Here is a 20667-nt window from a genome sequence, read left to right as displayed (position 1 = left end):
CGACAGTGAGAAGGTCGGCGGTCTCACCAAGGCGTGTGATAGACCAACTGCCCACTGAAATACCCATAGGCAATCAACGCCAGGGTGATGGCGGCGCAGGTCACGCGCACAGTGAGGGCTTTCACCAGCCGGGTGGACGACGCATCGTCCTTGACCAGAAAGAACAGGCCGCTGAACAGGCTGACCACCGTGGCGATGAGCATAAAAACAATGGCCGCTTTGAGCATCGGGTAACTCCGGGAGCGAACGCTATGCAAGAGAGTATAGGTGTGGCTCGTCAGCAGGCGCGCAGGGCGTGATGAAGCCTTTCCGGCCCGGCATTGCGCCCACCCTCGTGGTCTTGGCGCTGCTGCCAGTGCTGATCTCGCTGGGCTGTTGGCAACTGGGGCGTGGCGAAGAAAAGCGCGTCATGCTCGCCCATTACGCCGAGCGCCGCGCTGCGCCGCCGATGACTGCCGAGTTGCTGCCAGCCACCTCCGACCTGGCCTATCGTCGAGTGCAATTGCGCGGCAGTTTCGACGCCGAGCACAGCCTGTTGCTGGACAACAGCACCCGGGAGGGTAAGGCCGGTGTCGAGCTGATCCAGCCCTTTCATGATCAGGCGAGCGGTTTATGGCTGATGGTCAATCGTGGCTGGCTGCCATGGCCGGACCGGCGTACGCCACCCGTGTTCGACACGCCCGCGCAGTCGTTGAATCTGGACGCCTGGGTTTATGTCTCGCCCGGCGCGACCTTCCAGTTGCACCCTGATGCGCAGAGCGGTACCTGGCCGAAACTGGTCACGGCGATCAATCCGGCCAAGGTCTGGCCTGAATTGAACCGCGAAGGCTTTGCCCATGAGTTGCGCCTGGATACAGGGTCGGCGGCCTATCGCACCGACTGGCCAGTTGTTGCCATGGGACCCGAAAAGCATCTGGGCTATGCCGTGCAATGGTTCGCCATGGCCACAGCATTGGTCGGGCTATATCTGTATTTGAGCTTCAGCCAGCCGCGAAATGCCAAGAACAACAAGAAGGAGAAGCCCCATGGGAACAGCGACGAATCCAGCCAGCATGTCTGAAGCCCGTGCGCCGAGAAGCCGGCGTCGCGGGCGCTTGCAGCTGATTCTGGTGCTGCTGGTAGCGCTCGGGCCGATGATCCTCGCCACCACCATGTACAAGTTCAAGTTCTGGGTGCCTGACAGTCGCAGCTTTCATGGCGAGCTGATCGGCAATGGCGAGAGCCGCGCTGAGCTTGGAGTGCAGTCCGACGAGAAGCGCTGGCAGCTCTTGGTGACAGCGCCCGATCAATGCGAAGCCGACTGTCAGCAGTTGGTGTATCTGGCGCGACAGATACAGATCGGTCTGGGTCGCGATGCGTCGCGCGCCAGTCATGCGCTGACCACCGCTCAACCGCTCAATCCCGAGTACGACGCCGTGCTCACTCGGGAATACCCGCAATTGCAACGTTATCCGCTGGACCTCAAGCGCTATCACCGCATGGCGCCGGGCGTCGAGTTGCCGCAGCTGTGGATCGTCGACCCCCACGGCAATCTGGTGCTGCGCTACGGCGCGCAGGTGAAAGGCAAAGACCTGCTCAACGACCTGCGCCAACTGCTGAAACTGTCGAACATCGGATAAGGGGGGCATGATGACCAGGCCCGGATTTCGTCTCGCACTGTTTGCAACCCTTTTGGCGCTGGTGGTCGTGCTGCTCGGTGCCTACACCCGTTTGACCCATGCAGGCCTCGGCTGCCCGGACTGGCCCGGCTGCTACGGCTTCATCAGCGTGCCCAATACCGAGGCGCAACTGGCCCATGCCGAGCTGCGTTTCCCGGAGTCGCCTGTCGAGGAGCACAAGGGCCGTAACGAGATGGTCCACCGCTATTTCGCAGGCGGGCTGGCTTTGATGATCATGATGCTCGGCGTGCAGGCCTGGCATCGACGGCACTTCGTCGATCAGCCAGTTGGACTGGCTTTGGCCCTGGTCGGTGTGGTGTTCGCGCAGGCAGCATTCGGTATGTGGACGGTGACGCTCAAACTCTGGCCGCAGGTGGTGACAGCGCATCTGCTCGGCGGCATCACCACGTTGAGTCTGTTGTTTCTGCTGACGTTGCGCTTGAGCGGGCGGTTTGCGGCCATGCCTCAGATCGCACCGCGCTTGCGGCGCCTGGCTGTGATCGGGCTCGTGTTGGTGGGGCTGCAGATTGCGCTGGGGGGATGGGTCAGCTCGAACTACGCGGCCATGGCCTGCACTGATCTGCCGACCTGTCAGGGCCAATGGTGGCCGGAGGCCGACTTCGCCAATGGCTTTCATCTGACGCAGCACATCGGCCCCAATTACCTGGGGGGCAAGCTGGACAGCACGGCCCGTACGGCTATTCATCTGACACATCGCGTTGGCGCTTTACTGGTGACATTCTCACTGCTGGCATTGGCCTGGCAGCTGCATCGCGCGGGGCTGAAAGGTCTGGCGGGTGTGTTGGTGCTGGCGCTGGGCATGCAGATCGGGCTGGGCATCAGCAATGTGCTGTTTCACCTGCCGTTGGCAACGGCTGTAGCGCATAACGCGGGAGGCGCGGCGTTGATGCTGGCGATGACCCTGATCAACTACCGTGTCAGGCCCGTTTATGCGCTGTCCCGAAGGCACGCCCCCAGTTTCTGGCAACACGCCCATGTGCTGCTGCACCTGGGCCCACATCGTTGAGGGATTGCACATTGCTTTTGATTCTGGCCGGAGGCCGTGGAAGCTCGGCTTGCCAGCGATCTGCTGCGCAGCAGTAGCAGGCCCTACCGGCGCGGCGTGTCTGGCATAGCCAAGGTCTCAGATTTTGCTGCCGGTGCCCGGCAGATCGCGAGCAAGCTTGCTCCTACGCCCTTCGGGCAGAAGCGAGAATGAGTCATTGTCCAAACCGCACTCCGGCGCAAGCTGATCGCAACAGGAGGAACACATGACAACCACAACTGGCGAGCACCATCGCCAGGCGCTGTGGCGGGACTATCTGGAGCTGACCAAGCCCAAGGTTCTGGTGCTGATGCTAATCACTTCGCTGGTGGGCATGTTCCTTGCCACCCGCGCCGGCGTGCCGTGGACAGTGCTGATCTTCGGCAATCTGGGGATCGCGCTGTGTGCCGGTGGCGCGGCAGTGGTCAATCATGTAGTGGATCGACGCATCGATGCCCTTATGGCCCGGACACGCAAACGTCCCATCGCCCGGGGCCGCGTCTCACCCGTCGCCGCCCTCACATTCGCCGCGTTGCTGGCAATCAGCGGGCAGGCGTTGTTACTGACATTCACCAACCCGTTGGCCGCATGGCTGACCCTGGCATCCTTGCTCGGCTATGCAGTGATCTACACCGGCTTCCTGAAACGCGCGACGCCACAGAACATCGTTATCGGTGGCCTGGCCGGGGCTGCGCCGCCGATGCTCGGCTGGGTCGCTGTCACCGGGCACGTCACCGCCGAGCCGTTGCTGCTGGTGCTGATCATCTTCGCCTGGACCCCGCCGCATTTCTGGTCGCTGGCAATTCATCGCAAAGAGGAATACGCCAAGGCCGACATCCCGATGTTGCCCGTCACCCACGGCGAGCGTTACACCAAGCTGCACATCGTGCTCTACACCTGTGTGTTGCTGGCGGTGAGCCTGATGCCGTTCGTGATCAAGATGAGCGGTGCGCTGTATCTGATCTGCGCCAGCGCACTGGGGATTCGCTTTCTGCATTGGGCTCTGGTGTTGTACCGTGGCAGCCGGCCGCAGGCCGCGATCAACACCTTCAAGTACTCGATCTGGTACTTGCTGCTGCTGTTCATCGCGCTGCTCGTAGATCACTACTTATTGTTGAATTTATGACCCGAACCCAAAAAACCGTCTTCATTCTCGTCGCTGTCGTTGCGGTGGTGCTGGGCCTGACCGTCAACCGGGTACTTTCCGGAAAAGGCCAGGGTGATCAGACCGCGCTGATCGACGCGGGTGTGATTCTGCTGCCGCAAAGCCGCGAAGTGCCGGACCTGAAGATGGTCGATCAGGACGGTCAGTCCGTTTCGCTGGGGTCATTGAAGGACAAGTGGACGCTGCTGTTCTTCGGCTACACCTTCTGCCCGGACATCTGCCCGACCACCCTCGCCCAATTGCGCCAGATCAAGAGCGAGTTGCCGAAAGAGGCGGTCGATAAACTGCGTATTGTGCTGGTCAGCGTTGACCCGAACCGGGACACGCCGCAGCAGCTCAAGACGTATCTGGGGTACTTCGATAAACAGTTCGTGGGCCTGACCGCGCCGGTAGACATCATTCAGAAGCTGGCCAATGCGGTGAGCATTCCGTTCATTCCAGCGGACACCAGCAAACCGAATTACACCGTTGACCATAGCGGCAACCTGGCGCTCCTCGGCCCAGACGGGACACAGCGCGGATTCATACGCGGGCCGTTGAACAACCAGAAGCTGGTGGCGCAATTGCCGGGGCTGGTCGAGAGGAAGTAAGAGGCGGGATGGATAATCGTGGATCGGCGTTCCCACGCGGAGCGCGGGAACGATCAAACAACATCAGAACTGTAGCCGTCACAGCTGCGGCAAGCACCGCGTTCGATTAGAACGCCGGAACCACAGCACCCTTGTACTTGGTCTCGATGAACGCCTTGGTCTCTGGGCTGTGCAGCGCGGCGACCAGTTTCTGGATGGCGGGCGAATCCTTGTTGTCTTCGCGAGTCACGAGAATGTTCGCGTACGGCGACTCCTGACCTTCGATGATCAGCGCATCCTTGGTCGGGTCGAGCTTGGCAGTCAGCGCGTAGTTGGTGTTGATCAGCGCCAGGTCTACCTGAGTCAGCACGCGCGGCAGGGTTGCGGCTTCCAGTTCGCGGAACTTCAATGCTTTCGGGTTCTGCTGCACATCACTTGGCTTGGCGGTGATGCTGGTCGGGTCCTTGAGGGTGATCAGACCGGCTTTCACCAGCAGCAGGAACGCGCGGCCTTCGTTGGTCGCATCGTTGGGCAGGGCCACGGTCGCGCCGTCAGGCAGGTCGGCCAGGTTCTTGATCTTGTCCGAATAGGCGCCGAACGGCTCGACGTGAACCTTGGCCACGCTCACCAGATGCGTGCCCTTGCCCTTGTTGAACTCATCCAGGTATGGCTGGTGCTGGAAGAAGTTGGCGTCCATTCGCTTCTGATCGACCTGCACGTTTGGCTGGATGTAGTCGTTGAAGACTTTCACGTTCAGGGTCACGCCTTCTTTGGCGAGCGTCGGTTTGACGAACTCGAGGATCTCGGCGTGGGGCACGGCGGTGGCCGCGACATTCAGGGTTTCATCGGCGTGGGCGGAAAATGCAGCCACTGCAGCGAAAACGGCCAACAGCTTCTTCATGGGTTCTTCTCCTTGAAATGCGCGCCGTTCGGCGCGCACTTGCCGGCCAATGACCGGCGAAATCGGTTAACGGTGTGAAAAGTGTGCGACCAGTCTGTCGCCCACGGTTTGCAGAATCTGCACCAGCACCAGCAGCAATACGACCGTCACGAACATCACATCGTTCTGGAAGCGCTGGTATCCGTAACGAATCGCCAGGTCGCCCAGGCCGCCTGCGCCGACCGCACCGGCCATGGCAGTGAACGAGACAAGGGCAATCGCAGTGACGGTGATTGCCGCCAGAATGCCCGGACGCGCTTCGGGCAGCAGCGCCTTGACGATGATCTGGCGGGTGGTGGCGCCCATCGCCTGAATCGCTTCGATGATCCCGCGATCCACTTCACGCAGCGCGGTTTCCACCAGACGTGCGAAAAATGGCGTAGCGCCGGCAATCAGCGGTGGCAGGGTGCCGAGAATCCCCAGCGAAGTGCCGGTGATGATTTCCGTCAGCGGCATCATCACGATCAGCAGGATGATGAAAGGCAGGGCCCGCAGCATGTTCACGATCAAGCCAACGGTGGCGTAGACCGGCTTGTTCTCGAGCAACTGGCGGGGCGAGGTGAGGAACATCAGCACGCCCAGCGGCAGGCCGAGCAGCACGGTAAAGGCCAGGGAAACGCCGAGCATGATCAGGGTATCGCCGGTGGCGACCCAGATTTCATACCAGTCGACGTTGGAAAACATATTGATCAGGGTATCCATCAGCGCAGGACCTCCATGTGAACGTCGGCTGCGGTGAAGCGGGCGAACGCGGCGTCCATGTCGCCGCCAGTGATGGCCAGCGTCAATTGCCCGTAGGGGGTGTCCTTGATGCGGTCGATTCGTCCGGCCAGGATGCTGTAGTCCACGCCGGTTTCCCGCGCGACGGTACCCAGCAGCGGCGCGTAGGTCGCTTCGCCCTGGAAGGTCAGACGCACGATTCGGCCCTGCACGTGAGCAAAGTCGGTGTTCTGTTCGTTTTCGTCCACTTCCTCGTCTTCCTGGACGAAGCGGCGGGTGGTCGGGTGCTTGGGATGCAGGAACACATCGGCCACGGCCCCCTGCTCGACGATCACGCCCGCGTCCATCACCGCCACCTGGTCACAGACGCGACGAATCACGTCCATCTCATGGGTGATCAGGACGATGGTCAGTTTCAGCTCGCGGTTGATCTCGGCCAACAGTTGCAGGACTGAGGCGGTGGTTTGCGGGTCCAGAGCGCTGGTCGCCTCGTCGCACAGCAGAATTTTCGGTTTGGTCGCCAACGCACGGGCGATACCGACGCGCTGTTTCTGGCCGCCAGACAACTGGGCGGGGTACTTCTTCGCGTGATCCGACAGCCCGACCCGCGCCAGCAACTCGGCCACTCGCTGATCAATCTGCGCACGGGACATGTCCCCGGCCAGAGTCAGCGGCATGGCGACATTGTCGGCCACTGTCCTGGATGACAGCAGGTTGAAGTGCTGGAAGATCATCCCGACCTGGCGGCGAAAACCGCGCAGGCCGTCAGCATCCAGAGCCGTGACATCGACGTCATCGACCAGAATTCTGCCGCCGCTTGGCGCTTCGAGGCGGTTGATCAGGCGCAACATGGTGCTCTTGCCCGCACCGGAATGGCCGATCAGACCAAACACCTGACCGTCTTCGACCCGAAGGCTGGTGGGGTGCAGTGCGGGAATTTCCCTGTCGGCGACCCGATAGGTTTTATGGACGTTTTGGAACTCGATCACTTAGCGAACCTTGTGGGGGCGCGGTAGAAGTTCAGCGTGCGAGATGGATCTCGAGCAGGCTGGTGGGCGATGCCATTTCGGCCATTTATCGCCTCGGCTGGATAAACCGGGCGCGCATTTTAGCCTGTCGAACCGCGGTTGAGCCCAGCCTTCTTAGCATTTATTTCACGCATCACCTGCCGAACGGTCATATGGGTGCGCTCAGGCCAGGTTGATGCAACGTTAGACCAAAGGTTTGAAAAAACACGGAACGCCCATTTTTATCCTCAGTCACTACATAAGCGCCGAGATTTCCCCAGTCTTCTGTCCGGGAAATCCTTACTAAACGAGCTCCTACCGCCTTTCGCCACGGAAGAACGAGAAAAGAGCCGCCTGAACCGAGGAGTTTTTGACTGATGGCTACGAAAAAACCAGTACCTGTAAGTCCGACCGGCAAAAGCGAACTGGCCGGGACCGATACATTGGATCGGGGCAACACCAACCAGAAGCTCGAAAGCCTTGAGCAGTTTCGCTCCGACGCAACAGGTCAGGCCTTGCGCACTAACCAGGGCGTGAAGGTCTCCGATAACCAGAACACGTTGAAAGTCGGCAATCGAGGCCCGTCGCTGCTCGAAGACTTCATCATGCGTGAAAAGATCACGCACTTTGACCATGAGCGCATTCCGGAGCGCATCGTTCATGCTCGCGGGACGGCTGCCCATGGTTACTTTCAGACTTACGAGAACCACTCGGCACTGAGCAAGGCTGAATTCCTGCGTGATCCGGGAAAGAAAACGCCGGTGTTCGTGCGCTTTTCCACGGTTCAGGGCCCAAGAGGTTCGGGCGATACGGTGCGTGACGTGCGCGGGTTCGCGGTGAAGTTTTATACCGGCGAAGGCAACTACGATCTGGTCGGCAACAACATGCCAGTGTTCTTCATTCAGGACGCGATCAAGTTTCCTGACTTCGTTCACGCCGTAAAACCTGAGCCACACAATGAAATCCCTACCGGGGGTTCGGCTCATGACACCTTCTGGGATTTCGTGTCGCTGGTCCCGGAATCGGCGCACATGGTGATTTGGGCCATGTCTGACCGGGCCATCCCGAAAAGCCTGCGCACCATGCAAGGCTTCGGCATTCACACCTTTCGCATGATCAACACCGAGGGTAAATCCTCGTTCGTGAAATTCCACTGGAAGCCCAAGTACGGCACCTGCTCGCTGCTGTGGGACGAGGCCCAGAAGCTGGCGGGTAAAGACACGGACTACCACCGTCGTGATTTGTGGGAGTCCATCGAGATGGGCGACTATCCCGAATGGGAACTGGGCGTACAGATCGTCGCCGAAGAAGATGAGCACAAGTTCGACTTCGACCTGCTGGACCCGACCAAGATCATTCCGGAAGAGATGGTCCCGGTGACGCCGCTGGGCAAAATGGTGCTCAACCGCAACCCGGACAACTACTTCGCCGAGACCGAACAGGTTGCATTCTGCCCAGGCCATGTCGTGCCCGGGATCGACTTCTCCAACGACCCGCTGCTGCAAGGTCGCCTGTTTTCCTACACCGATACGCAGATCAGCCGACTCGGCGGGCCGAACTTCCACGAAATCCCGATCAATCGCCCGGTTGCGCCGAACCACAGTGGCCAGCGTGACGCGCAGCACCGGATGACCATCGACAAGGGTCGTGCTTCCTACGAGCCGAACTCGATTGACGGCGGCTGGCCGAAAGAAACACCCGCAGGCCCCGAAGATGGCGGCTTCGAGACGTATCAAGAGCGTGTCGAGGCGCATAAGGTGCGTGAGCGCAGCCCTTCTTTTGGCGACCACTTCTCCCAGGCAACGCTTTTCTTCAACAGCATGAGCGAGCACGAGAAGGAGCACATCATTGCGGCTTACAGTTTCGAGCTGGGCAAGGTCGAGCGCGAGCACATTCGTGCCCGTCAGGTGAACGAGATCCTCGCCAATATCGACATGACGCTGGCCTCTCGCGTTGCGGCCAACCTTGGATTGCCGGCGCCGCAAGGTCCGACCGTCACGACGCAGAAAACCGGCAAGCCGACGGTGGACAAGTCGCCATTGCTCAGTCAGGCCAATCTGTTGTCCGGTGATATTGCTTCGCGCAAGGTGGCGATTCTGGTGGCCGATGGCGTCGACGAAAAAGCCGTCGCCACCATGAAAGCGGCGCTCGAAGCTGAAGCCGCTCACGCCAAAATCCTGGGCCCGACCTCTGCGCCGGTGAAAACCGCTGACGGGAAGACCCTGGCCGTCGATGCCTCGGCTGAAGGACTGCCATCGATTGCTTTCGATGCCGTGTTCATCCCCGGTGGTGCCGCGTCGGTGAAAGCGCTGACTGGCGACGGCGTGGCGCTGCATTACGTGCTGGAAGCCTACAAGCACCTCAAGGCCATCGCTTACGCGGGTGAAGCGCAAGAACTGATCGATCTCCTGCGTCTGGAGCCTGATGCGGGACTGTTGACGGTGTCGGACAGCAAGTCCTTCGCAGCGTTCTTCGATGCAATCAAGCAGCATAGGGTCTGGGCCCGTGAGCCGAAGGCGAAGGCCATTCCGGCTTGATTGGCAATCTCTAACGGAGCGCTGGCTTGTAGGCGCGCGCTTGCCCCGTGATTGCGGTGTGTCACAAACCTACGTGTGACTGAAACGCTGCAATCGCGGGCAAGCGCGCTCCGACTTGATAGATCCGGCCTGCAAAAAAGGCGTTGCCTGTGAGGGCAACGCCTTTTTTGTTGATCAAATTTTGATCAGGTTTTCGCGTGTTTCAGAATGATCTGCGCCGGTTCGGTTTTCTCGATCTCACGCTGAATCTGCAATTCGAAATCCGGGTTGATCTTCGTTACTCGCTTGGTCAACAGCGTTGCCAGCCATGGGTAATCGTCGGTGCGTGGCACCTGAACAATCACGTCGCAGTTGAACGCTGTCACATCAGCCGCAATGTCGTTCAGTTGGCGGCGCAGTTGCGCCATATCGCCGATCTTCAGCTCAATCGTGCTGCTTTCCGCCGAGGGATCGATGATCTTGGCAGTACGTCTGGCTTCGGCCTCACGCAGTTGCGCTTCCGCTTTATCGAGTTCAGCCTTGCGTGCGTTGGCAATGGCGCCGTTGACGCCGCTGGTCAGCGCGGGCGCTTTTGGCATCAGCGCGCGGGCCCGGCTCAAAGCGGTGGCAGCAGCATTCATGTCGCCCTTTTGCAGCACGATCTGGCTGCGCGCCAGGTAAGCCTCTGCCAGTTGGCGTTGGTACTGCTCCAGGCGAGGATCATCGGGGTTCTGGGTCTGCAACGCTGCCAACTGATCTTCAGCGGTGGCCAGTTCACTGCCTGCGATGTTCTGTTCCAGCTGTTGATAGGCGTCCGGCGCCGCGACTTGCGCAGGCTGGTCGACGGGCTTGCTTTGGCAAGCAGCCAACAGGATGGAAAATGCGGCAAGCAGCAGATAACGGGATGCGAACGGCTTCATTCCTGCGATTCTCTAATTGCGCAAAAAACGAGCAAGTCTACACATAAGTGCCTTGCACCGAAAATAACTGATCACCATCGGCGGTGCTTCATCAGGTCATTGCACATTGCCGCCATTCGATGATTGCCGAGTATGACTGTTCTTACGACGCAAGGTTCTACCGCTTGGGTAAAACGAAGCTCAACAGAAAGAGTGCCGCTGCGCATACCACAATCGACGGGCCTGCCGGGGTGTCCTTAAACCAGGACAACGCCAGCCCGCCGCACACCGCAAGGATGCCGATCACGCTGGCGCCAAGGGCCATCTGTTCCGGTGAGCGTGCGTGACGTTGTGCCGCAGCGGCCGGGATGATCAGCAACGAGGTGATCAGCAGCACCCCGACGATTTTCATCGCTACCGCAATGACCACAGCGATCAAAAGCATCAGTGTCATGCGCAGCGTCGCGACCGGCAGGCCTTCGACCATCGCCAGTTCTTCATGCACGGTGATGGCCAATAACGGACGCCATAACGCACAGATCAGCACCAGCACAGCGGCGCTGCCGCCGAGAATCCAGGCAAGATCGGTCGGGCTGATCGCCAGCAGATCACCGAACAGGTAGCCCATCAGGTCGATGCGCACATCACGCATGAAGCTCAGAACCACAAGACCCAGCGACAACGTGCTCGGTGCAAGAATCCCCAGCAGCGTGTCTGACGCCAGCGGTTGGCGTTGCTGCAACGTGACCAGCAGGATCGCCAGCAGCAGACAACCGACCGTCACTGCGACAGCCGGACTGATATCCAGCAGAAAACCCAGTGCCACGCCGAGCAAGGCCGCATGGGACAGCGTGTCGCCGAAATAGGCCATCCGCCGCCAGACCACGAACGAACCCAGAGGGCCGGCCACGACGGCCAGAGCGAGGCCTGCGAGCAAGGCATAGAGTAGAAAATCAGCCATGCTTGCAGCTGTCTCCGTGGTCATGATTGTGGGGGTGGGCGTGATCATGGTTGTGATCGTGCGTCGGCGCCGGTTGGCAAACCTCACCGTGCAGGTCATGGGCATGATCGTGGTGATGGTGATAGATCGCCAGGCTCGGCGCATGCTGGCCGAACAGTTCGACAAACGCCGGGTCGTTGCTCACATGCTCAGGGTGACCGGAACAGCAGACGTGGCGATTCAGGCAGACCACCTGATCGGTGGTGCTCATGACCAGATGCAGGTCGTGGGACACCATCAGCACGCCGCATTTGTGGCGATTGCGCAGCTGGGTGATCAACGCATACAGCTCGGCCTGACCCGCGACATCAACGCCCTGGACAGGCTCGTCGAGGACCAGCAGCTCAGGTTGGCGTAGCAGCGCCCTCGCCAGCAGAACACGCTGCATCTCGCCGCCGGAAATGCCTTGCAGCGGGCTATCGATGACCTTCTCGGCGCCCACTTCAATCAGCGCGGCCAGCGCTGTTTCCCTGTCCACGCCGGGCACCAATCGCAGAAAGCGCAGGACCGACAGCGGCAGCGTGGCGTCCACATGGAGTTTTTGCGGCATGTAGCCGACGCGCAGCTTTGGCTTGCGCCAGACATCGCCCGAGTCGGGTTTCAGCAGGCCCAGAACGGCGCGCACCAGCGTCGTCTTGCCCGCGCCGTTGGGGCCGATAAGCGTGACGATCTCCCCTGGGCTGACACTCAGCTGGATATTTTCCAGCACGCTCTGGCCCGCGCGGGTGACGCTGACATCCTTCAGGCGGATCAGGGCATCGCTCATCAGGCGGCCTTGCAGCCAGCACACACACCCACGACCTCGACCGTCTGGGCTTCTACCGCGAAGCCGACTTCATTGGCGGCATCGACGATGGCGGAACTGATCGCCCCGTGTTGCAGCTCAATGGCGGCGTGGCATTCGCGACAGATCAGGAACTGGCCCTGATGCGCGTGGGTCGGGTGATTGCAGCCAGCGAAAGCGTTCAAAGAGGCAATGCGGTGCACCAGACCGTTTTCCAGCAGGAAATCCAGCGCACGGTAGACGGTGGGAGGCGCGGCTCGACGACCATCTTCTTCGCTCAGCACGGCGAGGATGTCATAGGCCCCCAGCGGCTTGTGGCTTTGCCAGACCAGTTCCAGCACGCGACGACGCAGAGCGGTCAGGCGCAGACCTTTGCCAGCGCAAAGCGTATCGGCTTCAGCGAGGGCGCTGTGCACGCAATGAGAGTGATCGTGAGGGCGACTGGCCAGTGGTGTTTTGGACATGGGCGGCGACGGCTTTTGTGAGAGACGTTATTATGTTACCCGTTCCTGCCCCCATGAGTGGTCATCGTGTCCCGACTTTTTTTACTTTTTGTCGTATTCATCACTGGATTCTCTGCAATTGCTCCCGCCCAGGCCGACGTCCGCGTTCTGACCAGCATCAAGCCGCTGCAGCTGATTGCAGCCGCTGTACAGGAGGGTGTCGCCGTGCCGGAAGTGCTGTTGCCGCCGGGAGCGTCACCGCATAACTACGCACTGCGCCCTTCCGACGTACGGCGCGTGCAAGACGTCGACTTGCTCTACTGGATTGGCCCGGACATGGAAACATTCCTGCCGCGCGTGTCGGCGAGTCGGACCAAGGCCTCGGTGCCAGTACAGTCCCTGCCGGGCATGCATTTGCGTCATTTCACCGCCAGTAGCGATCATCACGACGAGGGCGATGAAGACGAGCATGATCACGATCACCGCCCGGGCAGCATCGATGCGCACCTGTGGCTATCGTCGTTCAACGCTCGGGTGATCGCCGCGAAGATGGCAGCGGACCTGAGTCAGGCGGACCCGGGCAACGCAGCGCGCTATGCAAGCAACGTCAAAGCATTCGATGCGCGTCTGGATGCGCTGGATTCGAAGATCAAGCAGCGCGTGGCGGGCATTACCGACAAGAAGTACTTCGTGTTCCATGAGGCTTTCGATTATTTCGAAGAAGCCTACGGGCTCAAGCACGCTGGCGTGTTCGCCGTCAGCAGCGAGGTGCAGCCCGGCGCCCAGCACGTCGCCGCCATGCGCGCGCGGTTGGCTGAATACGGCAAGACCTGCGTGTTCAGCGAGCCGCCGCTTCGTCCTCGGTTGGCTGATACCTTGAGTGCGGGTTTGCCGGTGAAGCTGGCCGAGCTTGATGGACTGGGCGGATACACGCCCGCAACGGCTCAGGGGTATGAGCAGTTGCTGAGCAAACTGGCGGATGATCTGGCGGGGTGTCTGGAGAGTTTGTAACCCTGAGCGCGTGACAGACCTGTAGCAGTCCGGCTTGCCGGCGGTAGCGTCTTCAAAAATCGCTGCCGACGGCAAGCCGGACTGCTACAGAGTCGGCGGTTTGATCACTTGCAGGTCTGATGCTTACAACGCGAACGGCAACGGAATATGAGTTTCCTGACGCTGTTCCAGGCGCTTGCGGAACTCGGACGGGTCGTGGATCAGAACGTCCTGCCCGGCAAAGCTCTCGGCGGCGATCAGGCGTGACAGCCAGAACCGCACACAACCCACACGCAGCATCGTTGACCACAGCTCGGCTTCGGCGGCGGTGAACGGACGCAGTGCCGCGTAGGCACCCAGCATTGCGCGTGCCCGTGGCGCGTCGATCCTGCCATCCTCGAACGAACACCAGTCATTCACGGCGATTGCCACGTCGTACAGCATCGGCCCGGAACAGGCGTTGTAGAAGTCGATCACGCCCGTCAGGTGCGTGCCTTCGAACAGCGTGTTGTCGCGGAACAGGTCGGCGTGCACGTTGGCGCGAGGCAATGCCATTATCCCGGTCTTGGTACGCTCGATTTCCTCGACTGACTTTTTCAGCAGCGCACCTTCCGACTCGTCCAGATGCGAAATGAAGTTGCTGCCTTCCTTGAGCATCCAGTCCAGACCACGGTCCGTTCTGCGCTCGATGGTCTTTTCCCGGGTCGCGAGGTGCATATGCGCCATCAGCTCGCCGATCTGCGCGCAGTGCTGGGTGTTCGGGTCGGTCGGGTGTTTGCCCGACAGACGCGGTTGCAGCAAGGCCGGTTTGCCTTTGAGCTCGCGCAGCGCCTGGCCGTCCGTGGTGCGCAGGGCGTAAGGCACCGGTAGATCGGCGTCGTGCAGCACGTCCAGCAGTTCGATGAAGAACGGCATTTCCTGCATGGGGCCGCGCTCCACCAGCGTCAGCACGAACTCGCCCTGTTCCATGCTGATGAAGAAGTTGGTGTTTTCACTTCCGGCTGCGATGCCTTGGAAATCACGCAGTTGGCCGAGCCCGTACGGGGCGAGAAAAACTTCCAGCTCGGGCCGAGCCAGGGGAGTAAAAACGGACATATGAACACTGCCAGCAAAAAGTGAATGTAGGTGTTACCAACTGAATAGTACCCATTGGGGTATCAGCATGTCCGGTTGATCCGAACGAATGAATTGACCGCTTGTGCCGTCGGCGCGCACCAGATAATAGGGCTTGCCGTACTTTGGCGTGATTTTTACCGCATAAACGAAACCGTTCGCTTTGTATTCCTGAATGAAGTTGTCACCGTCCTTGCGGATCGTGACGTCAGGTTCCGGCGAAGGCGCCTCATCTTCAGCCGCTGCCACCATGAGGGGGCAAGCAGCCGTCAAACTGACCAGTAACAGGCGATTTAGCGTGCGCATGATAACCTTGTTCCTTTGTCGTCAACGGTCCTCGCATTCTAGCGCCGACCCCGCCGAAAAGGTTGATCCTGCACATGAGTCTTGCGCCCCTCGTCCTGGTGGACGGTTCTTCTTACCTGTATCGCGCCTTCCACGCGCTGCCGCCACTCACCACGTCCAAGGGCCTGCCCACCGGTGCGGTCAAGGGCGTGCTGAACATGCTCAAGAGCTTGCGCAAACAGTATCCCGAAAGCCCGTTCGCCGTGGTGTTCGACGCCAAGGGCGGGACTTTTCGCGATGAGATGTTTGCCGAGTACAAAGCCAATCGCCCGAGCATGCCAGACGACATGCGCGTGCAGATCGATTTCCTGCACAACTGCGTAAAAGGCCTGGGCTACCCGCTGCTGTGTGTTGAAGGCGTTGAAGCCGATGACGTGATCGGCACCCTGGCGCGCAGCAGTGCTGCCGCTGATCGCCCGGTGGTCATTTCCACAGGCGACAAGGACATGGCCCAGTTGGTGGACGGGCACATTACGCTGGTCAACACCATGACCGGTAGCGTGCTGGACGTTGCTGGCGTGAAAGAAAAATTCGGCGTCGGTCCCGAGCACATCATCGACTACCTCGCGCTGATGGGCGACAAAGTCGACAACATTCCCGGCGTTCCCGGCGTTGGCGAGAAAACCGCCACCGGGCTGCTGGTCGGTATCGGTGGCGGCCTGAAAGAGTTGTACGAGAACCTGGACAAGGTTCCGACGCTGGCGATTCGCGGGGCGAAAACCCTGCCGGCCAAGCTCGAAGAACATAAGGACATGGCGTTCCTTTCCTATCAGCTTGCGACCATCAAGGTCGATGTGCCACTGGATATCGAACTCGACGCCTTGCACTGCGGCGAGCCTGACCGCGAAGCCTTGCTCGCGCTGTACACCGAGCTCGAGTTCAAGAGCTGGATCACCGATCTGCAGCGTGAGGCAAAGCAGGAAGGTGCCCAGATCGTGCCTGTCGAGGAGGCTGCTCCGGTCATCGAGGCCCAATACGAGCTGATTCTCGAGCAGACCCAATTCGATGCGTGGCTGAATAAGCTCGCTGCAGCCGATCTGTTCGCTTTCGTGGTGCAGAGCAACGGCACCGATGCCCAGCGCGCTCAGATCGTCGGTCTGTCGTTCGCGATCAAGACCCATGAAGCTTGCTACATCCCTATGACCCACTCCTATATGGGCGTGCCGCAGCAGTTGGACCGCGATACGGTGCTCAGGGCGGTCAAACCAATGCTGGAGGACGCCGGCAAAATCAAGGTCGGCCAGCACGCCAAGTTCGCGATTAACCTTCTGGCGAACTGCGCCATCGATGGCGATCAGGATCAGGGCATCAACGTGCAGGGCGTGAAGTTCGACACCATGCTCGAATCCTACGTGCTCGACTCGACGGCGACCCGTCACGACCGTGACAGCCTGGTGGCGAAGTATCTGGACCACACGCCGGTCAATTTCCAGGACATAGCGGGCAAGGGTGCCAAGCAGCTGACTTTCGACCAGATTGCGCTGGAACAGGCCGGAATCTACGCCGCCGAAGAAGTGGATCTGACTCTGCGCCTGCATGAAGTCCTTCAGGCAAAACTCGACAAGACCCCGACGCTTGCGCCTGTGCTGAACGACATCGAAATGCCACTGATGCCAGTGCTGGCGCGTATCGAGCGTCAGGGCGCGCTGGTCGACGCCAGACTGTTGGGCACACAGAGCGTTGAGCTGGGCAACAAGATGACCGAGCTTGAGCGCGAGGCGTTCGCCATCGCGGGCGAGGAGTTCAACCTTGGATCGCCCAAGCAACTGGGGGTGATCCTGTACGAAAAACTCGGTATGCCGATCATCAGCAAGACTGCCACTGGCCAGCCTTCTACGGCTGAGGCGGTGCTGGCTGAACTGGCCGAGCAGGAATTTCCGCTGCCTAAAGTACTGATGCAGTACCGCTCGATGAGCAAGCTGAAAAGTACCTACACCGATCGTTTGCCCGAGCAGATCAACCCGCGCACCAACCGTATCCACACCTCCTACCATCAGGCGGTAGCGGTGACCGGGCGCTTGTCCTCAAGTGATCCTAACCTGCAGAACATTCCCATCCGCACAGCTGAAGGTCGTCGGATTCGCCAAGCGTTCGTCGCGCCCCAGGGTTACAAACTGCTGGCGGCGGACTATTCCCAGATCGAGCTGAGGATCATGGCCCACTTGGCGAAGGACGAAGGCCTGCTGCACGCGTTTCGCAATGATCTGGACGTCCACCGTGCAACCGCCGCCGAGGTGTTTGGTGTCGAGCTGCCGGAGGTGACCAATGACATGCGTCGCAGCGCCAAGGCCATCAACTTCGGCCTGATTTATGGCATGAGCGCGTTTGGCCTGGCCAAGCAGATTGGGGTCGACCGTAAGCAATCGCAGGCGTATGTCGACCGCTATTTCGCTCGCTACCCCGGTGTACTTGAGTATATGGAGCGCACCCGGACCCAGGCGGCTGAACAAGGCTTCGTTGAAACCATCTTCGGGCGTCGCCTGTATCTGCCGGACATCAACGCGAAAAACCAGGCCCTGCGCAAAGGCGCCGAACGCATGGCGATCAACGCCCCGATGCAAGGCACGGCGGCGGACATCATCAAACGCGCCATGGTGGCGGTGAATGGCTGGCTGGAAACGTCAGGCCTCGATGCTCGCGTGATTTTGCAGGTACACGATGAACTGGTGCTGGAAGTGCGTGAAGATCTGGTCGAGCAGATCAGCCAGGACATTCGCGTGCACATGAGCGGTGCGGCGAATCTGGATGTGCCGCTGCTGGTGGAAGTGGGTGTGGGGAATAACTGGGACGAGGCGCATTGATGTGCGCCGCCGCTTTTGATTCTGCCCGGAGGGCGTGGGAGTTCGGCTTGCCGACGATCTGACGGGAGCCGTCAGAAAATCCTGTTGATGCGATTTGCCTGACAGCCATGGAAATGCCCGATTTGCTGCCGCTTCGCGCCAGATCGCTGGCAAGCCAGGCTCCCACGGGCTCCGCCCAGAATCAAAAGAAAAATTGCGCTGCCAACATTAAATTTCCACAGATTTTGAACTTCCGTGGACAAATCCCGGTCAGAGTTTGCGAGTGGCTGACGTAGCCACTCATGCTCCTATGTTGTGTTAAGTGTTGGCAGATATCCGGACCCCTCCCTAGTGGTCTGGACTTAGACCCCGAACTTCCCCTCCCCATATGAAGTCCGGGGTTTTTTTTGCCTGCGATTTAAGCCGCAGGTGCCTTGTCTTCCAGTTCCATCCAGTCGGCGAGCACGGTGTACGCTTCTTCCAGGCCCATGCGCTTGGGTGCCGAGAACAGCTGGATGGTGACGGTGTCGCCCCACCCCTTGCGAATCTCGGACTGCACTTTGAGCAGCGTGTTCTTGGCCGCGCCGAAGGTCAGCTTGTCCGCTTTGGTCAGCAGGATATGCATCGGCATGCCGCTGGCGATGGCCCAGTCGAGCATCAGCAGGTCGAAATCGGTCATCGGGTGACGGATGTCCATCATCAGAATCAGACCCTTGAGGCTCTCGCGGCTACCCAGATACGCCTCAAGGTGGCGCTGCCAGTGCTGCTTGAGCGGAATCGGGACTTTCGCGTAACCGTAACCTGGCAAGTCGACCAGCCGACGGTCGTCGTCAAGGCTAAAGAAGTTCAACAACTGTGTGCGCCCCGGGGTTTTCGAGGTCCGCGCCAGACTTGCGTGGGTCAGGGTATTCAGTGCGCTGGATTTGCCCGCGTTGGAACGGCCGGCGAAGGCCACTTCGAAACCTTCGTCGTCGGGGCACTGGTCGACTTTGGCGGCGCTGAGCATGAACTTGGCTTGTTGGCACAAACCGAGGATCGGGTTCTTGAGTTGCATGGGATATCCGGTGAGGGCGTTGCTGCGATGGGGCGGCAACGGGGTGTCGTTTCCGTTTGATGGGCGCAAGTATATAATGCCGCAGATTTTGTGTGTGCTTTGTCCCACCCGAAGGATGAAGTTCGCAGAAGTCGGACTAACCTTACACCAACAATAAAACGTACTGGATTAGCCGATGAACAATCTACTGGTGAGTATGCTGTTGATCCTGGGCCTGTCTGTCGGTGCGCATGCCGCCGACGCGGTGGTGGGCGATCCCGCCGCAGGCCAGGCGAAAACCGCAGTCTGTGGGGCCTGTCACGGCCCGGATGGTAACAGTCCCGCTCCCAACTTCCCAAAACTGGCCGGGCAAGGTCAGCGATACCTGCTCAAGCAACTGCATGAAATCAAGGACGGCAAACGCGTCGTGCTTGAAATGACCGGGCTGCTCAACAACCTCAACGAGCAGGACCTGGCCGACATCGCGGCCTATTTTTCCAGCCAGAAAGGCAGCGTGGGTGCCGCAGACGCCAATCTCGTGGCGCGTGGCGAAGCGCTGTTTCGTGGCGGCAAGCTCGACCAGGGCATGCCCGCCTGCACCGGCTGCCACTCGCCCAATGGTGCCGGTAATGCCGCTGCAGGCTTCCCACACTTGGGCGGACAGCACGCCGATTATGTGAAAAAGCAGCTGACGGCTTTCCGCGAGGGTGACCGCACCAACGATGGTGACACCATGGTCATGCGCTCGATTGCGGCCAAACTCAGCAACAAGGACATCGACGCGTTGTCGGCCTACATACAGGGGCTGCATTAAGCTTGGATTAACGCCCAGAGCCCCATTCCAGCGGAATTGAGGTCTGAAATCTTTGCTCACGAGTTGGCGCTCCGAGCGGGTCAAAAAGGGTAGCGAACGGCTGCCCTTTTTTGTGCGCGCAGGCGTTACACTTGCGAACTCGTATCACCCCGCCCGGTCCAACTGCGGCCGTCGAGGTGACTTTTCATGCCCAGGAGTTAAGCATGCGTAATCTGATTCTCAGCGCCGCTCTGTTGTTTACCAGCCTGTTCGGTCTGACCGCTCAAGCTGCAGAGCCAATCGAAGCCGGCAAGCAATATGTCGAGCTGAGCAGCGCCGTCCCTGTTTCCGAGCCAGGCAAGATAGAAGTCGTTGAAATGTTCTGGTATGGCTGCCCTCACTGCTACGCCTTCGAGCCTGTCATCAATCCGTGGATTGAAAAGCTGCCGGCCGATGTCCACTTCGTTCGTGTTCCTGCGATGTTTGGCGGCCCATGGGATGCCCACGGCCAGCTGTTTATCACTCTGGACACCATGGGTGTCGAGAAGAAGGTCCACGCTGCTGTGTTCGACGCCATCCAGAAAGGCGGCAAGCGTCTGACCGATCCGAACGACATGGCCGAGTTCGTGGCGACTCAAGGCGTAGACAAGACCAAGTTCCTCGAAACCTTCAACTCGTTCGCCGTGAAGGGCAAGATCGCCCAGTACAAGGAACTGGCCAAGAAATACGAGATTTCTGGCGTTCCAACCATGATCGTCAACGGCAAATATCGCTTTGACCTGGCTTCTGCCGGTGGTCCTGAGCAAGCGCTGCAAGTGGCTGATCAGTTGATCGCCAAAGAGCGCGCAGCGCTGACCGCCAAGTAAG

21 protein-coding genes are annotated in these 20667 nt (G+C 59.9%); 10 read left to right on the top strand and 11 right to left on the bottom strand.

Going from position 1 to position 20667, the window contains the following annotated elements; genetic code table 11:
- Positions 1–23 precede the first annotated feature (23 nt).
- On the bottom strand, positions 24–227 hold the full coding sequence (locus tag D3M70_RS24715; RefSeq protein WP_062386384.1) for a twin transmembrane helix small protein: 204 nt from the start codon (positions 225–227) through the stop codon (positions 24–26).
- A gap of 71 nt (positions 228–298) precedes the next feature.
- On the opposite strand from D3M70_RS24715, the gene D3M70_RS24710 reads away from it, so the two are divergent.
- The 5 genes from D3M70_RS24710 (at position 299) to D3M70_RS24690 (ending at position 4458) form a co-directional block, all read left to right on the top strand.
- Entirely contained in the window at positions 299–1060 is a 762-nt protein-coding gene (locus D3M70_RS24710; protein ID WP_120128221.1) for an SURF1 family protein, read from the top strand.
- A complete protein-coding gene (locus D3M70_RS24705; protein ID WP_120128220.1) occupies positions 1026–1619 on the top strand; it encodes a hypothetical protein in 594 nt (197 codons plus the stop codon). The genes D3M70_RS24710 and D3M70_RS24705 overlap by 35 nt, the downstream gene beginning before the upstream one ends.
- Positions 1620–1629: 10 nt before the next feature.
- Positions 1630–2685 (top strand): heme A synthase, encoded by a 1056-nt coding sequence (locus D3M70_RS24700; RefSeq protein WP_120128426.1) that lies wholly within the window; start codon positions 1630–1632, stop codon positions 2683–2685.
- 244 nt (positions 2686–2929) lie between these two features.
- On the top strand, positions 2930–3829 hold the full coding sequence (cyoE, locus tag D3M70_RS24695; RefSeq protein ID WP_120128219.1) for a heme o synthase: 900 nt from the start codon (positions 2930–2932) through the stop codon (positions 3827–3829).
- On the top strand, positions 3826–4458 hold the full coding sequence (locus D3M70_RS24690) for an SCO family protein (protein ID WP_120128218.1): 633 nt from the start codon (positions 3826–3828) through the stop codon (positions 4456–4458). Before cyoE ends, D3M70_RS24690 begins: the two co-directional genes overlap by 4 nt.
- Positions 4459–4564: 106 nt before the next feature.
- On the opposite strand, the gene D3M70_RS24685 is transcribed toward D3M70_RS24690, so the two are convergent.
- From D3M70_RS24685 to D3M70_RS24675, 3 genes are all read right to left on the bottom strand, one after another.
- The gene (locus tag D3M70_RS24685) at positions 4565–5338 is read right to left on the bottom strand and encodes a MetQ/NlpA family ABC transporter substrate-binding protein (RefSeq protein ID WP_120128216.1); all 774 of its coding nucleotides are present in this window, start codon (positions 5336–5338) and stop codon (positions 4565–4567) included.
- Between the two features lie 66 nt (positions 5339–5404).
- Positions 5405–6079 (bottom strand): methionine ABC transporter permease, encoded by a 675-nt coding sequence (locus tag D3M70_RS24680; RefSeq protein ID WP_120128214.1) that lies wholly within the window; start codon positions 6077–6079, stop codon positions 5405–5407.
- Positions 6079–7086, bottom strand: coding sequence for a methionine ABC transporter ATP-binding protein (locus D3M70_RS24675; RefSeq protein ID WP_120128213.1), 1008 nt, complete (start codon positions 7084–7086; stop codon positions 6079–6081). The genes D3M70_RS24680 and D3M70_RS24675 overlap by 1 nt, the downstream gene beginning before the upstream one ends.
- A gap of 395 nt (positions 7087–7481) precedes the next feature.
- Here D3M70_RS24675 and katE point away from each other — a divergent pair, with 395 nt between their 5' ends.
- Positions 7482–9641, top strand: a complete 2160-nt coding sequence (katE, locus tag D3M70_RS24670) for a catalase HPII (protein ID WP_120128211.1) — start codon at positions 7482–7484, stop codon at positions 9639–9641.
- Positions 9642–9826: 185 nt separating this feature from the next.
- Here katE and D3M70_RS24665 read toward each other — a convergent pair whose 3' ends face one another.
- From D3M70_RS24665 to zur, 4 genes are all read right to left on the bottom strand, one after another.
- The gene (locus D3M70_RS24665; protein WP_120128210.1) at positions 9827–10540 is read right to left on the bottom strand and encodes a PA5502 family lipoprotein; all 714 of its coding nucleotides are present in this window, start codon (positions 10538–10540) and stop codon (positions 9827–9829) included.
- A 157-nt stretch (positions 10541–10697) separates the two neighbouring features.
- Positions 10698–11480, bottom strand: a complete 783-nt coding sequence (gene znuB, locus D3M70_RS24660) for a zinc ABC transporter permease subunit ZnuB (protein ID WP_120128208.1) — start codon at positions 11478–11480, stop codon at positions 10698–10700.
- Positions 11473–12285, bottom strand: coding sequence for a zinc ABC transporter ATP-binding protein ZnuC (gene znuC, locus D3M70_RS24655; protein WP_120128207.1), 813 nt, complete (start codon positions 12283–12285; stop codon positions 11473–11475). The genes znuB and znuC overlap by 8 nt, the downstream gene beginning before the upstream one ends.
- Positions 12285–12767, bottom strand: coding sequence for a zinc uptake transcriptional repressor Zur (gene zur / locus D3M70_RS24650; protein ID WP_120128205.1), 483 nt, complete (start codon positions 12765–12767; stop codon positions 12285–12287). The genes znuC and zur overlap by 1 nt, the downstream gene beginning before the upstream one ends.
- 57 nt (positions 12768–12824) lie before the next feature.
- On the opposite strand from zur, the gene D3M70_RS24645 reads away from it, so the two are divergent.
- Entirely contained in the window at positions 12825–13757 is a 933-nt protein-coding gene (locus tag D3M70_RS24645) for a zinc ABC transporter substrate-binding protein ZnuA (RefSeq protein WP_120128203.1), read from the top strand.
- A gap of 123 nt (positions 13758–13880) precedes the next feature.
- Here D3M70_RS24645 and D3M70_RS24640 read toward each other — a convergent pair whose 3' ends face one another.
- Together D3M70_RS24640 and D3M70_RS24635 are read right to left on the bottom strand one after the other, a co-directional pair.
- Entirely contained in the window at positions 13881–14831 is a 951-nt protein-coding gene (locus tag D3M70_RS24640) for a homoserine kinase (RefSeq protein ID WP_120128202.1), read from the bottom strand.
- A gap of 33 nt (positions 14832–14864) precedes the next feature.
- Positions 14865–15155 (bottom strand): DUF2782 domain-containing protein, encoded by a 291-nt coding sequence (locus D3M70_RS24635; protein WP_120128200.1) that lies wholly within the window; start codon positions 15153–15155, stop codon positions 14865–14867.
- A gap of 74 nt (positions 15156–15229) precedes the next feature.
- On the opposite strand from D3M70_RS24635, the gene polA reads away from it, so the two are divergent.
- Entirely contained in the window at positions 15230–17995 is a 2766-nt protein-coding gene (gene polA / locus D3M70_RS24630) for a DNA polymerase I (protein ID WP_120128198.1), read from the top strand.
- A 397-nt stretch (positions 17996–18392) separates the two neighbouring features.
- On the opposite strand, the gene yihA is transcribed toward polA, so the two are convergent.
- A complete protein-coding gene (gene yihA, locus D3M70_RS24625; RefSeq protein ID WP_093466666.1) occupies positions 18393–19028 on the bottom strand; it encodes a ribosome biogenesis GTP-binding protein YihA/YsxC in 636 nt (211 codons plus the stop codon).
- Between the two features lie 175 nt (positions 19029–19203).
- On the opposite strand from yihA, the gene D3M70_RS24620 reads away from it, so the two are divergent.
- Together D3M70_RS24620 and D3M70_RS24615 are read left to right on the top strand one after the other, a co-directional pair.
- The gene (locus tag D3M70_RS24620) at positions 19204–19821 is read left to right on the top strand and encodes a cytochrome c (protein WP_120128197.1); all 618 of its coding nucleotides are present in this window, start codon (positions 19204–19206) and stop codon (positions 19819–19821) included.
- A gap of 203 nt (positions 19822–20024) precedes the next feature.
- Entirely contained in the window at positions 20025–20666 is a 642-nt protein-coding gene (locus D3M70_RS24615) for a thiol:disulfide interchange protein DsbA/DsbL (protein WP_120128195.1), read from the top strand.
- The last annotated feature ends 1 nt before the right edge of the window (position 20667 follow it).

The sequence above is a fragment of the Pseudomonas sp. LS-2 genome, from assembly GCF_003605735.1.
Classification (GTDB): domain Bacteria; phylum Pseudomonadota; class Gammaproteobacteria; order Pseudomonadales; family Pseudomonadaceae; genus Aquipseudomonas.
This window is presented reverse-complemented; position numbering and strand designations above follow the sequence as displayed.